The sequence below is a fragment of the Chitinophaga fulva genome, from assembly GCF_012927205.1.
Lineage (GTDB): Bacteria > Bacteroidota > Bacteroidia > Chitinophagales > Chitinophagaceae > Chitinophaga > Chitinophaga fulva.
This window is the reverse complement of sequence record NZ_JABBGC010000001.1, coordinates 3,047,951-3,061,604: the sequence shown is the minus strand read 5'-3', so window position 1 is coordinate 3,061,604 and position 13,654 is coordinate 3,047,951. Positions and strand designations below refer to the sequence as shown.

At 49.4% G+C, this 13,654-nt stretch carries 11 protein-coding genes; 5 read left to right on the top strand and 6 right to left on the bottom strand.

The annotated features are described in order from the left end of the window. Positions 1-43: 43 nt before the first annotated feature. From HHL17_RS12440 to bioA, 3 genes are all read left to right on the top strand, one after another. Entirely contained in the window at positions 44-1,993 is a 1,950-nt protein-coding gene (locus HHL17_RS12440) for an LTA synthase family protein (RefSeq protein ID WP_169225034.1), read from the top strand. Positions 1,994-2,166: 173 nt separating this feature from the next. Further along, positions 2,167-4,665, top strand: coding sequence for an ATP-binding protein (locus HHL17_RS12435; protein WP_169225033.1), 2,499 nt, complete (start codon positions 2,167-2,169; stop codon positions 4,663-4,665). Between the two features lie 18 nt (positions 4,666-4,683). Continuing rightward, positions 4,684-5,976: an adenosylmethionine--8-amino-7-oxononanoate transaminase gene (bioA, locus tag HHL17_RS12430; protein ID WP_169225032.1), complete on the top strand. Its 1,293-nt coding sequence runs from the start codon at positions 4,684-4,686 to the stop codon at positions 5,974-5,976. A 57-nt stretch (positions 5,977-6,033) separates the two neighbouring features. Here bioA and HHL17_RS12425 read toward each other — a convergent pair whose 3' ends face one another. The 5 genes from HHL17_RS12425 to sppA form a co-directional block, all read right to left on the bottom strand. After that, a complete protein-coding gene (locus tag HHL17_RS12425) occupies positions 6,034-6,528 on the bottom strand; it encodes a DUF2911 domain-containing protein (protein ID WP_169225031.1) in 495 nt (164 codons plus the stop codon). Between the two features lie 122 nt (positions 6,529-6,650). After that, positions 6,651-7,181 (bottom strand): SRPBCC family protein, encoded by a 531-nt coding sequence (locus HHL17_RS12420; RefSeq protein ID WP_169225030.1) that lies wholly within the window; start codon positions 7,179-7,181, stop codon positions 6,651-6,653. Positions 7,182-7,189: 8 nt separating this feature from the next. Beyond that, positions 7,190-7,723, bottom strand: a complete 534-nt coding sequence (locus tag HHL17_RS12415) for an SRPBCC family protein (protein WP_169225029.1) — start codon at positions 7,721-7,723, stop codon at positions 7,190-7,192. Positions 7,724-7,765: 42 nt separating this feature from the next. Then, entirely contained in the window at positions 7,766-8,872 is a 1,107-nt protein-coding gene (locus HHL17_RS12410; protein WP_169225028.1) for an ABC transporter permease, read from the bottom strand. Between the two features lie 294 nt (positions 8,873-9,166). Beyond that, a complete protein-coding gene (sppA, locus tag HHL17_RS12405) occupies positions 9,167-10,918 on the bottom strand; it encodes a signal peptide peptidase SppA (protein ID WP_169225027.1) in 1,752 nt (583 codons plus the stop codon). 85 nt (positions 10,919-11,003) lie between these two features. Here sppA and folK point away from each other — a divergent pair, with 85 nt between their 5' ends. Both folK and HHL17_RS12395 read left to right on the top strand, forming a co-directional pair. After that, the gene (gene folK, locus HHL17_RS12400) at positions 11,004-11,498 is read left to right on the top strand and encodes a 2-amino-4-hydroxy-6-hydroxymethyldihydropteridine diphosphokinase (protein ID WP_169225026.1); all 495 of its coding nucleotides are present in this window, start codon (positions 11,004-11,006) and stop codon (positions 11,496-11,498) included. Between the two features lie 92 nt (positions 11,499-11,590). After that, positions 11,591-12,220, top strand: coding sequence for a deoxynucleoside kinase (locus HHL17_RS12395; RefSeq protein ID WP_169225025.1), 630 nt, complete (start codon positions 11,591-11,593; stop codon positions 12,218-12,220). Positions 12,221-12,305: 85 nt separating this feature from the next. Here HHL17_RS12395 and HHL17_RS12390 read toward each other — a convergent pair whose 3' ends face one another. Beyond that, entirely contained in the window at positions 12,306-13,565 is a 1,260-nt protein-coding gene (locus tag HHL17_RS12390) for a BaiN/RdsA family NAD(P)/FAD-dependent oxidoreductase (RefSeq protein WP_169225024.1), read from the bottom strand. Positions 13,566-13,654: the final 89 nt, after the last annotated feature.

Genomic DNA, 13,654 nt, shown 5'->3' with positions numbered 1-13,654 from the left:
CTTTCCGGGAACGGCGTACCTTTGCGGCCACATTTATACAGCAATGAAATCTGCAAAAAATCGGTACGCCGTTCTTTTCGGCTTTACCGGCCTATTCTTAGTACTGTCATTTTTAGTACGTACCGCGTTGTTAATCTGGGCCTCCCCTCAAGCTGGCCTTTCCCTTAGCGGTATCTTTTCTGCCTATGCAAAAGGCTTCGTATACGATGCAGGCGTAGCACTCTTCTTCACCATCGCTTATGCCCTGTATCTGTTACTGTTGCCACAACGGCTTAACAACACCGTCTTCAACCGCGTTTTCACTTATACCGGTTTTTTCCTCGCCCTGATGATCGTGATTTTCTCGTTTTTCGCAGAGTTCACTTTCTGGGGAGAATATGCCGGCCGGTTCGACTTTATCGCGGTAGACTATCTCATCTACACATATGAAGTGATCAGTAACATCAACCAGTCGTACCCGCTGCCGTTGCTCATTGGCGGCGTATTGCTGGCTACCGCGCTGCTCACCTGGTGGTGCAATCGCCGGGGCATGTTCCGCAACAGTTTCCAGTCACGCACGCCCTTCTCCAAACGGATAGGGATCTTCGCCCTGTTGCTGGGTGGTGTTCTGGCACATGCTTTTCTGATCAGCAATGCGTGGGCAGAAAAAAGTAAAAACCGTTACCAGCAGGAGCTGTCCAAAGCAGGCATCTACTCATTTATATCCGCCTATCTCAACAATGAGCTGGCTTATGATAAATATTACCTGCTGGAAGATGATAACAAAGCTTTCGCTACCATCCGTCAGCAGCTGCAATCACCCGATGCACAGTACCTGGAAAACGGCCACAGTATCTATCGTAGCATTACCGATACTGTTACAGCGGTAAAGCCGAACATCATCATGATCACCATCGAGAGCTTCAGCGCCGATTTCATGACCCGCTTCGGTAACAAACAACATATCACGCCTGTACTGGACAGTATCGCACAACAAGGAATACTCTTTACCAATATGTACGCCACCGGTACCCGTACCGTACGCGGGATGGAAGCACTCACACTCGCCGTACCGCCTACGCCTGGTCAAAGCATCGTACGCCGCCGCAACAACGAAAATCTCTTTTCCGCCGCCTCCATCTTCCGGAAAAGCGGTTATGAAGCCACCTTCTTTTATGGTGGTGACGGATACTTCGATAACATGAACAAATTCTTCGGTAATAATGGTTACGATATCACCGACCGTCTTCGCCACCGCCTTGTAGATGACAAGCTGGCCTCCAAACGGACCAATATCCCCGACAGCGCCGTGCAGTTTGAAAATGCCTGGGGCGTTTGTGATGAAGACATCTATAAAGCAGCGATTAAAAGCGCTGATGAAAAGTATGCCGCCGGCAAACCTTTCTATGATTTTATCATGACCACCTCCAACCACCGCCCCTTTACCTATCCCGGTGGCAAAATTGATATCCCTTCCGGTACCAGCCGCGAAGGTGCTGTAAAGTACACCGACTATGCCATTGGCCAGTTCCTGAAAGCTATCCAGGACAAACCCTGGTATAAAAACACGGTCATTATTCTCGTGGCTGACCACTGCGCCAGCAGTGCCGGTAAAAACGAGATAGAGATCAGCAAATACCATATCCCCTGTATTTTCTTCAATGTGCCTGACACCACGCCACAGGAAATACCGGTGATGTGCTCCCAGATCGATATCTACCCAACGCTGCTGAAAATGTTACACTGGTCTTACAATACTAATTTCTATGGTAAAAATGTGCTCGACAGCAGCTATCAGCCGCGCGCTATGGTGAGCACCTATCAGAAACTGGCTTACCTCGAAACAGGTAAAATGGTGATTCTCAGTCCGCAGCAGAAAGCCCAGTGTTTTTCCTGGAGCCCGGCCAAAAACGAAGAACAGCCAATACCGATGGACAACACACTGCTGTCACACAGCGTTGCCCATTATCAAACCGCTTACTCCCTGTTTAAAAACAATGGCATGCGGAAATAATAAGATACTTATCTGATGTTTTTTTGTATATTTAATGAGGGGATTGCCTTAGGCAATCCCCTCTCCTGTTCCATAACCGTCCGCCAGCCTGAGAAACCTTTTTCATCATAAAAAGCATGCAGCCTTTGCCAGGTGCATGCCGTGAATGTGCCCAAACCTCTAAACCTGATCGCATGCTGGTGAATCCCTTTTCTGGCAACAGTTCCAGGAGCTTGCCACTAGAAGATGGTATCGATGACCATACCGGTTTTCCCCAACAGAAAGCACTTGACATCATTACTACCCTGCATACCAGTTTTGCAGACAGTAAACCTGCGCAGGTATGTCAGGCCCTATTGCTCGAACTGATCACCCTTACCGGCAGCGAGGGCGGTTTTATGGGCGCTATGGAGAAAGACTATTTTCACGAGTCCTATCTGGAAGTACAGGCTATCATCAATATCCACTGGCACGCCAATGTGCAACAATACTTCGGTGCCCGCCTCGAACGCGGACAACATTTTACCAATATGGACTCCCTCTTCGGTAAAGTGTTAAGCGAAGGAGAACCAGTGCTCAGCAACCATCCGGAGAAGGATGAACCGCACCAACCCGCTATATTTCGGGCTTTTCTCGGTATTCCCATATGTCATCATGGTGAAACGATCGGTATGATCGGACTGGTCAATAAACCCGGTGGATACCACCCGGCCCTGATACCGTTGCTGCAACCCATCGCGCTGACATACGGCGCCCTGTTGCACACCTATCGTACCCAGTGCAGCCGGGAAAGCCTTGAAATGACCAATCAGCAACTGGTCACCGAATTACATGCTTTCACTTCTTCCCTTGATGATATTGTATTTGAGCTCGATGAAAACCTGATATTTACCCGTATCTGGTGCAATCAACAGCACCTGTTGTTTTTCCCGGAAGAAGAAATATTAGGCAAATGCATAATGGACTTCGTGGGAGAACATGCCAATGCTTTCCTTCAACTGACGGACACCCTGCTCCGGACCGGCGATGCACAGTATTATGAATATGCTGATATCCGGCAGGACATGCCTTACTGGTATGCAGTGAAAATGCGCCTCATGCCGGCCAGCGACAGCTCTCCCCGCCGTGTACTGCTGTTTATACAAAACATCACCCAGCGTAAAAGAAGTGAACTGGAACTAAGGCAGGTCAATGCAGACTACGCCCGGAACATCCAGATACTTGATATTACCCAACAGATGGCGCTGATCGGCGGCTGGGAATTCAGCCTTGTGACCGGACAAGTATTCTGGACCAAACAGGTGTATACACTCCGCGAGCTGCCGGAAAACTTTACCGCCATCTACAATGACCTGGTATTCTATCATCCGGAAGACAGACACCTGCTGGAAGAAGCGCAGACACAACTGCTCCGCCATCATCAGCCTTATTGTATTGACCTGCGGCATATCTCTGCCAAAGGCACTGTCAAATGGGTGCGTACGACAGGCATCCCGGTGTTCCACCAGGACAAGGTGAACGCCTTCCGTGGCATCATCATGGATATCGACAAACAGAAAAAAGCAGAGATAGAACTGGAAAACGCCGCCAGAAGCAGGAGTGAGTTCCTGTCTGTGATGAGCCATGAAATACGGACACCGCTTAATGCCATCATCGGCATTTCCGGTATCCTGCATGACCAGCCAGGCACGCCGCATCCGGAGTTATTACAAAACCTGCATTTCTCCGCCAATCACCTGCTGGGCCTTGTCAATGATATCCTCGACCTCAGTAAAATTGAAGCAGGGAAAGTAATACTGGAATACATCCCCTTCGACCTGCATGACCTGATACAGGGCATCACCGGCAACTATCAGCCCCTCGCAGCTGCCAAAGGGCTACAACTGTATACCCGCATCGACGCCGGCGTCCCGCAACAGGTACAGGGTGACCCGGTACGTCTCGGACAAATTCTTAACAACCTCGTTAACAACGCAGTGAAATTCACCAATGAAGGTTATATCAGCCTTGAACTGCTGCCGGAGAAGTCCGATAACCATCATGTAAACATCTGCTTTAAGATAACAGACACCGGTATTGGCATTCAGTCTGAATTGCAGGACCGTATTTTCGACACCTTTGTACAGGGAGATTCCGCCACTACCCGGGAATACGGAGGTACAGGCCTTGGTTTGTCCATCACTCGCAAACTGGTGGAGCTGATGAACAGCCACATCTCCGTGGAAAGCCAGCCACAGCAAGGCACCACTTTCCGCTTCTCCATTACCTTCGCGCTTCCCGGTGCCAGCACCAAGCCCGCTCCCGCTACTACTATCGATCCGGCCAATATGCTGACCGGCATGCAGATGCTCATCGTAGAAGACAATAAGATCAACCGGCAGGTGATGCAGCTGCAACTCAATAAAACCGGCGCCGCGGTAACACTGGCTGTCAACGGAAAAGAAGCCGTTGCCAAAATGAAAGAACAAACTTTCGACGGCGTCATGCTCGATCTACATATGCCAGAAATGAACGGATACGAAACCATTCCATGGATACGCCGCCTTCAGCCCGATGCTTTCATCATTGTGCTCACCGCCGATATTATGCCGGAAGCCACAGAACAGCTGCGGCTGCTGGAAGTGAAAGACATGCTTCCCAAACCTTATAAAGCGGAAGATCTCTACCGCATACTCCACAGGTATAAAAAATGAATTACCTACATTTGCTGCATGTCAACAGCTAAAGGAAACCTGTCTGCCAGAGACCTCGAAGTGATCTGGCACCCATATACCCAGATGCAGACCGCTCCTGCTCCTATCGGTATTGTGCGCGGCGAAGGCGCCTGTTTGTATGATGAAGAAAACAACGCGTATATAGATGCCACCTCCAGCTGGTGGGTTAATATTCACGGGCATGCACACCCGCATATCGCGCAACAGCTGGCAGCGCAGGCGTTGCAGTTACAGCATTGTATTTTTGCCGGCTATACCCATCCGCCGGCGGTCAATTTAGCGGAACGGCTGCTGCAGCTGTTGCCCGCCAACCAGCGCCGCGTGTTCTACTCAGACAACGGTTCCACTGCGGTGGAAGTAGCCATTAAAATGGCGTTGCAGTACTGGCATAACAAAGGACAACACAGAAATAAAATCATCGCTTTTAAAAACGCTTATCACGGCGATACCTTTGGCGCGATGAGCGTCAGCGGCCGCAGCGTATTCACCCGCGTATTCGATGATTTCCTTTTTGAAGTGCATTTCCTGGATGTGCCTACGCCGGACAACATCGGAGATCTCATCGCTTCTATAGCAGCGCAACAACCTGACCAGGTTGCGGCCTTTATCTTTGAGCCACTGTTGCAGGGCTCCGGTGGTATGGTCATGTATGATATAGCCGGATTTGAACAGCTTTTGCAATATTGCCGGCAACAAAACATCCTGTTGATCGCCGATGAGGTGATGACCGGCTTCGGCAGGACCGGGAAAAACTTCGCCATGGAATATATGCAGACCGCTCCGGATATGATATGCCTCTCCAAAGGGCTTACCGGCGGCAGTATGGCGTTGGGCATCACCACCTGCACCAGCGATATCTATGAAGCGTTTCTCTCCAACGACAAGTTGAAAACCTTGTTCCACGGACATTCCTTTACCGCCAATCCGCTGGCATGTACCGTGGCACTCGCCAGCCTCGACCTCTTCGTGGACCCGGCCTGCGCGCTCAACCGTCAACGGATACACGAAAAACATGCGCAGTTCCTGGGAGAGCTGCAACAGATGGATGCCGTTAAAAACCCGCGCCTTTTAGGGACCATCCTGGCATTTGAACTGGTCACAGATAACGCCGACGGTTATACGAATCAGCTGGCGGATTATCTTCACCGCTTCTTCCGGGCCAAACGCATCATGTTGCGCCCGTTAGGCAATACGCTGTACATCCTGCCGCCATACTGTATCACAGATGAGCAGCTGACAGCGGTATATGACAGTATCCGGGAACTGGTACCTTCCCTTCAACAAGCATAAAAAAACAAGCGGCGAAGAGGTTATCTTCGCCGCTTGTTTTTTATCCTTCAAAAGAAATCACTTCACTGGTACAGATACTTTAGTATCATCCCATTCAAATACCACAGCATTGCCTGGCAGGGTGAAAGTCAGTTTTTCCACCGGTGCTTTCAATGTTTCGCGGGGTACTTTTACAGATACCACGTCTTCGCCTTTGTTTTTATCGTAATCGTAGGCGCCCCATTGGCCCAGTTTACCGTTCAGGATAACGGTCCACGTTTTGGCATCAGGGATGCTGAAGAAAGTGTAGGTGCCTGCTTTCACTGGTTTACCACCAAATACCACGTCTTTTTTGAAGGTGATTTCAGTAGCTTCATCAGCGCCGGTACGCCATACCTTTCCAAAAGGTTCCAGGGTGCCGAATATCACCCTTCCTTTTTTGGATGGCTGACCATACACCACTTTAATCTCTTTATTTTCTACGTTTACATGTGGGCTTTTTCTGGCTTTCTCCTGAGCAAAACCGAGTGTGGTGGCCATACAGAAAAAAGCAGCCAATAAAAGGTGTTTCATTGCAGATGTAGTTTTTTGTGTTGAGGAATGAGGTAATGACAACAATTTAGAACTATTACACTGCTCCACCTTTAATTATTGGATAAATGGTAAAATAAATAAATTTAAAAATCCCCCCCTGCTTATGGGTGCTCACAGAGGCGGCTTAGGCGGGTAAGGCCATCAGCCATAGCCGGGCCATAGATGCGGTCTGCCAAAAATCCCCGGAGCTTCCACCAGGGCGCCAGGCCCAGTTTTATCTCCATATGCCAGAAGATGGCAGTGGCTTTACCGTCTGCGGTGGTTTTCAGTTCAATTCCCCCTTTTACCGGGCGCATATTTTTGATATCCAGCGTATAATGTACGCCCTTGTCAGGTTCACTGTCAACAATGGTGACTTTACCACTGTTGAATTTTCCTTCCCAGGAATAATTAGCGCCGGTGCCGGCGGTTTGTGCAGAAAATACCAGTTGAGCAGTAGTATCGGGACGGCTCCATGGGTTCCAGTTTTCCCAGGCTTTGAGGTTATTGACCTGTGCATATACAGAATCGATGGGTGCCTGGATCACCCCGGTACGTTCTACCACGGCGGTAGAGGGGAACATCAGCGACAACAGCAATACAAAAGTGCCCAATACAACGATGCTGATGCCTAACAATTTAAAAAGACGCATAATGCTGATTAATTACGAACTACTAATCGTTTTATTCCTTCCAGTCCTTTTTCAAAGTCCTGGCCCACCCATTTATCCATCATGAGTCCCATTACTTTACGCAGCGGATGCTGGCCCATGTTGCAGGTCATGCTCCAGCTGACCAGTGTGCCTTCTCCTACCGGGTCCAGCCGGAAAGTGCCTTTAGCGATGCCCATCCGCATAAAATCGGTGTCTGTGGCGATATATTGATCCGGCCGGGATTCCGTGATGGTCATATGCCCGGTGCCGATGTTACGGTTATGGCTCTTCCAGCTGTAGCTGGCGCCGGCGCCGCTGTCTTTTTCCCCATAGGTAATGGATATATCAGGGTCCAGTTCTTTCCAGGGCGACCATAGCTCCCAGTTGCGTACAACATTGATTAACGGGAAGATCCTGTCTGCCGGTGCAGCAATCACGAGCGAACGCTCCACTTTGACCACAGGGGGGAGAAACAAGCTGAATATGAAAAGCCCCAATACCAGGACGATCAACGCCCCCAGAAGAATAAAAAAGGCCTGCATGTAGCTGATTTTAGGTAAGCCAAAGCTAATAAAAAAACCCAGCTACTCCCAACGGAATACTTTAACGGCTACCGCATACACTACTACCCCCCAAAGGGTTAATATGGCAATATCCCAGCCTACATGCCACAAATGTTGCCCTTCAAAGGCCACTTTACGCAGTGCATCAATGAGATAGGTCAGCGGCATCACCTTGCAGACAGGCTGCAGCCAGGCAGGGAAAGAGTCGATCGGGAAAAAGGTGCCCGCCAGCAGGAACTGCGGCAGTGTCACAATATTGGCCAGTGGCGGAATAGTGCTTTCGTTTTTAGCGATGCTGCTCACCACAAAGCCGAAGCCCATGAATACCAGCAGCCCAAAAACAGACAATACCAGCATCTCCATAAAGGTGACCCATCCATGCACCAGCGTGAAACCGAAAGCGAAATGGCCCAGACCGATAATCACCACGGAGCTGATCAACTGGAAGATCATACGGCTGAAAGCCTCTGCCAGTACAATATAGGTGCGTTTGATCGGGGTGGCGAAAAAACGTTTTAATACAAGTGTTTGCCTTAAACTATAAAACAGGAAGGCGGTGCCAAACACGGCGGCGCTCATCAACGCAAAACCCAACTGGCCGGGCAATATAAAATCGATGGTCTTAAAAACACGACCAGGTATCTCTTCAGTGGTAAAAGTCGCTACAGACTCCCGGGGATAAACGTGATCATCAATACGCGCAGCCACTTCCTTCAACACAGACGTCAAAATGGCTTTTTTGTTGACATCAGACGCAGTGGATGTTCTGACATTTACCAGGAAATGAGGCCGGCTGTCGGCTCCCTGTTGAGGTACAATATTCAGGATGGCTGTGATACGGCCCTTCTTCAGGTCATCTTCCATTTCCGCCGCCGGCTGGTCTGTAACCAGTTTCAGCGTTTTCACGTTTGACAATCCCTCGTAAAACCGGCTGTTAATATCCGTATGCCTGTCCACACCCACTTTCACAGATACACTGCCGCCACCAATAAATCCGAATACGAGAATGAACACAAGCGGGAATCCCAGGCTAAAAACCACCGCAGAAGGGCTTCTGAAAATACCTCTTAAACTTCCTTTTGTTATAGCCAGCATGGCCCTCCATTGGCTGTACTTCACTCCATTCATCTGAGTCTCGTTTGTTAAAAATCCCGTAAAACTACTCAAAAAAATAACGTCCTCTCCGATTTTTCATGCTTTGCATTCGCCGTCAGACCGGAAAATGTATCTTTTGGGCATCTTTTTGCTCATTTCACCCATTTTTTATCATTTTATGGTGATTTTTTACTGTTTTTGACCTCCAATAATGACTTTCAGGTAGATGCCTGCCCGATTTTTAAGTGGATTTTAATATCGATATAAAAAACAAAAGGGGGATGAACAACAGTTGTTCATCCCCCTATATACCAAAATTTAAAAATCTTAAAACTTGTAAACGAACGGCAGTTTAGCCTGTACGTCGCCAGGTATGTGCTGAATAGCTTTCAGTTGCTGGTACAGGTCGTAGTTCACGCCCATTTCCCTCTTCACCATGGTGGCCTGTACTTCTCCGCCTACGTTTTTCAGTAACCGGGACAGTTTATCCTTGATTTCCGGATATTCCACCATTCTGTATTCTGACACTTTAGCCAGGCGGGCAGCGCAGTTCAGGGCTTCATTCAGGCCACCGATGCGGTCCACCAGTCCGAGGCGCAACGCATCCGTACCGCTCCATACGCGGCCCTGCGCGATGCTGTCCACCACAGCGGCATTCAGCTTACGGCCAGCCACTACCCTCGATTTAAACGAAGCATAGATGCTGTCCACACCATCCTGGATAAAACGTTTCTCCACTTCATTCAGCGGACGGGACATGGTACCCAAATCAGCGTACGGCGCTGTTTTAACACCGTCGAATGTCACACCCAGCTTGTTTTTGAAGAAATTCTCCATATTAAACATGATACCGAAAACGCCGATGGAACCCGTCAGTGTGTTCGGCTGTGCAAAAATGGTATCAGCCATACAGGAAATATAATATCCGCCGGAAGCTGCATAATCACCCATGGACACGACCACCGGCTTCACCTTTTTAGCCAGTGACAGCTCACGCCAGATCACCTCTGAGGCCAGGGCGCTGCCACCACCGGAATTCACCCGTAAAACGATAGCTTTCACTTTCTTGTCTTCCCTTGCCTTACGGATATCGTGGATATAACTTTCGCTGGAGATGACATTCTGCTTATCAGACTCGCCACTGATAATATCACCCTGCGCATAAATCACCGCGATTTTGTGTTCACCACCGCCATTGTTCAGCGTTACGGCACTATTGTATTTCAGGAAAGGTACCAGGTTGAGGTCTTCATCTGTTTTGATGCTGGTCTTGCTTTTCAGTTCGCTCATCACCTCATCATCATATTTGAGACCGTCTACCAGCTTATATTTCAGGGCATCTGTCGCCTCCTTGATCAGGTTCCCGTTGGCATAACCATGCAGGGTAGCGGTATCCAGCTGACGGGCCTTACCAATGCCACTGAGGTAGTTGCCATACAACTCACCCAGGAACTGGTTGGTCTGTATACGGTTGGCCTCTGTCATCTGTGATTCGCGGAGGGGCTCGGTGGCACTTTTGAATTTACCACAGTAGAAAATTTCAGGTTGTATCTCCAGTTTCTCCAATGTTCCTTTAAAAAACGTCAGTTGGGTGGAAAAACCACCGAAGTCAATGCCGCCTTTAGGATTAAGGCACACCTTGTCAGCCGCGCTGGCGAGGTAATAAGCCTGTTGTGTCATCACTTCGCCATAGGCATACACAAACTTACCGGACTTGCGGAAGCGCAGGATGGCGTTGCGCAGCTCTTCCGTGCCGGCAAAGCCGTTACCATTACCATCCACTTTCAGATAGATCCCTTTAATGTTGTCGTCTGTAGCAGCATGCTGGATCAGTCTTACCGCCTGAAACAGGCCGGGAATTTCGGAAGACTCGTCTCCCAGAAAAGCAGCTACGGGGTTTACTATTTTCTGCTCGCTAAAAGCCTGGCTGGTCTGTAATGTCAGTATTCCATTGGGGGAAACCGTCACGGGCTCACGGGAAATGGCTTTCCCGATAATTGCCAGCAGCACGATAAAGCATAGGCCTGTAAAGACAATGAATGCCAGAAGGGCTGCAAGGAAAGTTTTAAAGAAACGCATACGTTTTAATTAAATGAAAGGGAAATGGAAAGATACATTTTTTCAAAAATACGGAATATGGCTACTTTTGGGCTTCAGAATATACATGAATACAGCAATATTACTTATAGGTGGCAACCTGGGCGACCGTGTAGCCAACCTGCAAAACGCAATCGGGCACATCGCCGCAGCAGCCGGGGAGGTGATTAAAACCTCCGCCTTATACCAGACAGCCCCATGGGGCTCTGTAGACCAACCCGATTATCTCAACCAGGGAGTTGAAATACAGACCAGTATGGACGCACTAACGTTGTTGCATACACTGCTGGACATCGAACGCCGGATCGGCCGTATCCGTCAGGAAAAATGGGGCGCCAGGGTCATCGACATTGACCTGATCTTTTTCAATGATGAGGTCATCTCCCACCCGGAACTGAAACTGCCGCATCCCCGGATGCACCTGCGCCAGTTCGTGCTCGTACCACTGACAGAAATAGTTCCGGATTACATGCATCCCGTGCTGCATAAGACCGTAAGGCAGCTGCAACAGGAATGCCCGGACGACCTGAGCGCCGTTAAACTGACCACGCAGCAACACTAAAACAACTTTGCAGCCCAACAGGCAGGCAACACATTACAGCTTATCTTTGCCGCTCAGCACTTTAGATGCCCTGCGGGCAAAAAATCTAATCCATGCACTATAAATTCATTACCATAGAAGGAAATATCGGCGCCGGCAAAACCACCCTGGCCAATATGCTGGCCAAACACTTTTCCGCTAAACTGATACTTGAAGAGTTTGCCGACAACCCGTTCCTTCCCCTCTTCTATGAACGCCCGCAGCAATATGCTTTTCCGCTGGAACTGTTTTTCATGGCGGAAAGATATAAACAGCTGAAAGACATGCTGCAAACAAAGGACCTCTTCTCTGATGTGGTGATCTCCGATTACCTGTTTATCAAAAGCCTGTTGTTTGCCAAAATCAACCTGCCCGAAGAAGAATATTCCCTCTATCAGAAACTCTTTGATATCATCAATCCTCAACTGGTACAGCCCGAGCTGCTGATATTCCTCAACGCGCCCGTTACCCGGCTACAGGAAAATATAAGGCACCGGAACCGCTCCTACGAACAGCAGATACCTGACGAATACCTGCTCAATGTACACGACATGTACATGCAGTATATCAAACAGCATCCTGTCCGCACCCTGGTTATAGATACTACAAAAGTGGATTTCCTGCGGCAGCCGGAAGACTTCAAAAGCCTGCTGGCAGCGCTGGATAAAGAATACGAGCCAGGCATGCACTACCTGAAACTATGATGGTCATGATTATTGCTGATTTCGCTGATTCAGGGAGATAATCAGGAAGATCATAGCGGATATGAAAGCAACGTAAGCTTTGCTCTTATCTTCGTAAATCAGGAGCATCAGCGGCCATCATGGCAATCATAGTTGCAGCGATAAACCCGCTGGTCCAGGCGTGCTGGAAGTTAAATCCGCCGGTGATACCGTCTACGTCCATTACTTCTCCTGCAAAAAACAGGTTGGGGACCAACCGGCTTTCCATGGTGGAGGGGTCTATTTCGCTGAGCGTGATACCACCGCAGGTAACAAACTCTTCTTTGAAAGTGGTCTTTCCTTTTACCGGAAACTCCATGCTGACCAGCATCTTCATGAACCGGTTCTGGTCTTTCGCCGGTACGTCCGCCCAGCGCATTTCTTCGGAGATGCCCGCCTGTAGCAGGAGAAATTGCCACAGCCGCTGTGGCAGGCCGAATGGGTTCTTATGATGTATTTTCTGTTTCCCGAGATCCTGTCGCAAGGATGGCCATTCTTCCCGCAACGAATTTTCGTTGTAGTCGGGCAGCCAGTTCACGATCGCAGTGAAAGTATATTGCAGCGATTGCAGTTCTCTGGCGCCCCAGGCGGACAAACGCAGTATTGCCGGACCGCTCATGCCCCAGTGAGTGATCAATACCGGGCCGGTCTCCTGTAGTTTGGTGCCTGCAATTTTCACATGCGCCGTAGCAGCCACGCCCATCAGGGCTGTAATAGGATTACCCGGCATATTGAAAGTAAACAGGGAGGGAGCAGGTGGCACAATGGTATGGCCTGTTTTTTCCAGCCAGCTGAATTTGCCGGTCTGCGCATAGCCTCCGGCAGCCACGCAGACATAGTCCGCCGCCAGCGACCGGCCATCCTGCAACTGCAGCTGCCAACGCCCGTCAGCGCTCTTTTCCAGTGCGGTGACCTCTTTGTTGGTTTCCACCTTCACCTGGTATTTATCCGCTTCCCGCAGCAAACAATCGATGATCGTTTGTGAGTTGTCCGTGACCGGAAACATCCGCCCGTCGGCCTCTGCTTTCAGCTTCACGCCCCGCTCAGCGTACCATTCAATGGTATCCGTCACAAAAAAGCGGGAGAAAGTCTTCTTGACAAAATGTTGCCCGCGGGGATAACGTTTAGTCATATACGTAATATCAGGGGCGTTGTGGGTCACATTACACCTGCCGCCACCACTGACCTTTACCTTGGATAACAGTTTACCGGTTTTTTCCAGCAATACCACCTCCAGGGAGGGGCATAAACGCGCCGCATTGACCGCACAAAAAAAACCGGCCGCACCGCCGCCGGCCACCACTAATCTTTTCCGGATTGCACTCATTAAAATCTTGTTAAAACCAAAGCTTGAAGACGCAATAATAACAAACCTGCAGTAATCTTACCGTTTATTCTTTCGTAAGTTTATATTTG

Coding starts and splice junctions, on each gene's coding strand:
- HHL17_RS12440 (WP_169225034.1), top strand. CDS start 44: ATGAAATCTGCAAAAAATCGGTACGCCGTTCTTTTCGGCTTTACCGGC.
- HHL17_RS12435 (WP_169225033.1), top strand. CDS start 2,167: ATGCTGGTGAATCCCTTTTCTGGCAACAGTTCCAGGAGCTTGCCACTA.
- bioA (WP_169225032.1), top strand. CDS start 4,684: ATGTCAACAGCTAAAGGAAACCTGTCTGCCAGAGACCTCGAAGTGATC.
- HHL17_RS12425 (WP_169225031.1), bottom strand. CDS start 6,528: ATGAAACACCTTTTATTGGCTGCTTTTTTCTGTATGGCCACCACACTC.
- HHL17_RS12420 (WP_169225030.1), bottom strand. CDS start 7,181: ATGCGTCTTTTTAAATTGTTAGGCATCAGCATCGTTGTATTGGGCACT.
- HHL17_RS12415 (WP_169225029.1), bottom strand. CDS start 7,723: ATGCAGGCCTTTTTTATTCTTCTGGGGGCGTTGATCGTCCTGGTATTG.
- HHL17_RS12410 (WP_169225028.1), bottom strand. CDS start 8,872: ATGAATGGAGTGAAGTACAGCCAATGGAGGGCCATGCTGGCTATAACA.
- sppA (WP_169225027.1), bottom strand. CDS start 10,918: ATGCGTTTCTTTAAAACTTTCCTTGCAGCCCTTCTGGCATTCATTGTC.
- folK (WP_169225026.1), top strand. CDS start 11,004: ATGAATACAGCAATATTACTTATAGGTGGCAACCTGGGCGACCGTGTA.
- HHL17_RS12395 (WP_169225025.1), top strand. CDS start 11,591: ATGCACTATAAATTCATTACCATAGAAGGAAATATCGGCGCCGGCAAA.
- HHL17_RS12390 (WP_169225024.1), bottom strand. CDS start 13,565: ATGAGTGCAATCCGGAAAAGATTAGTGGTGGCCGGCGGCGGTGCGGCC.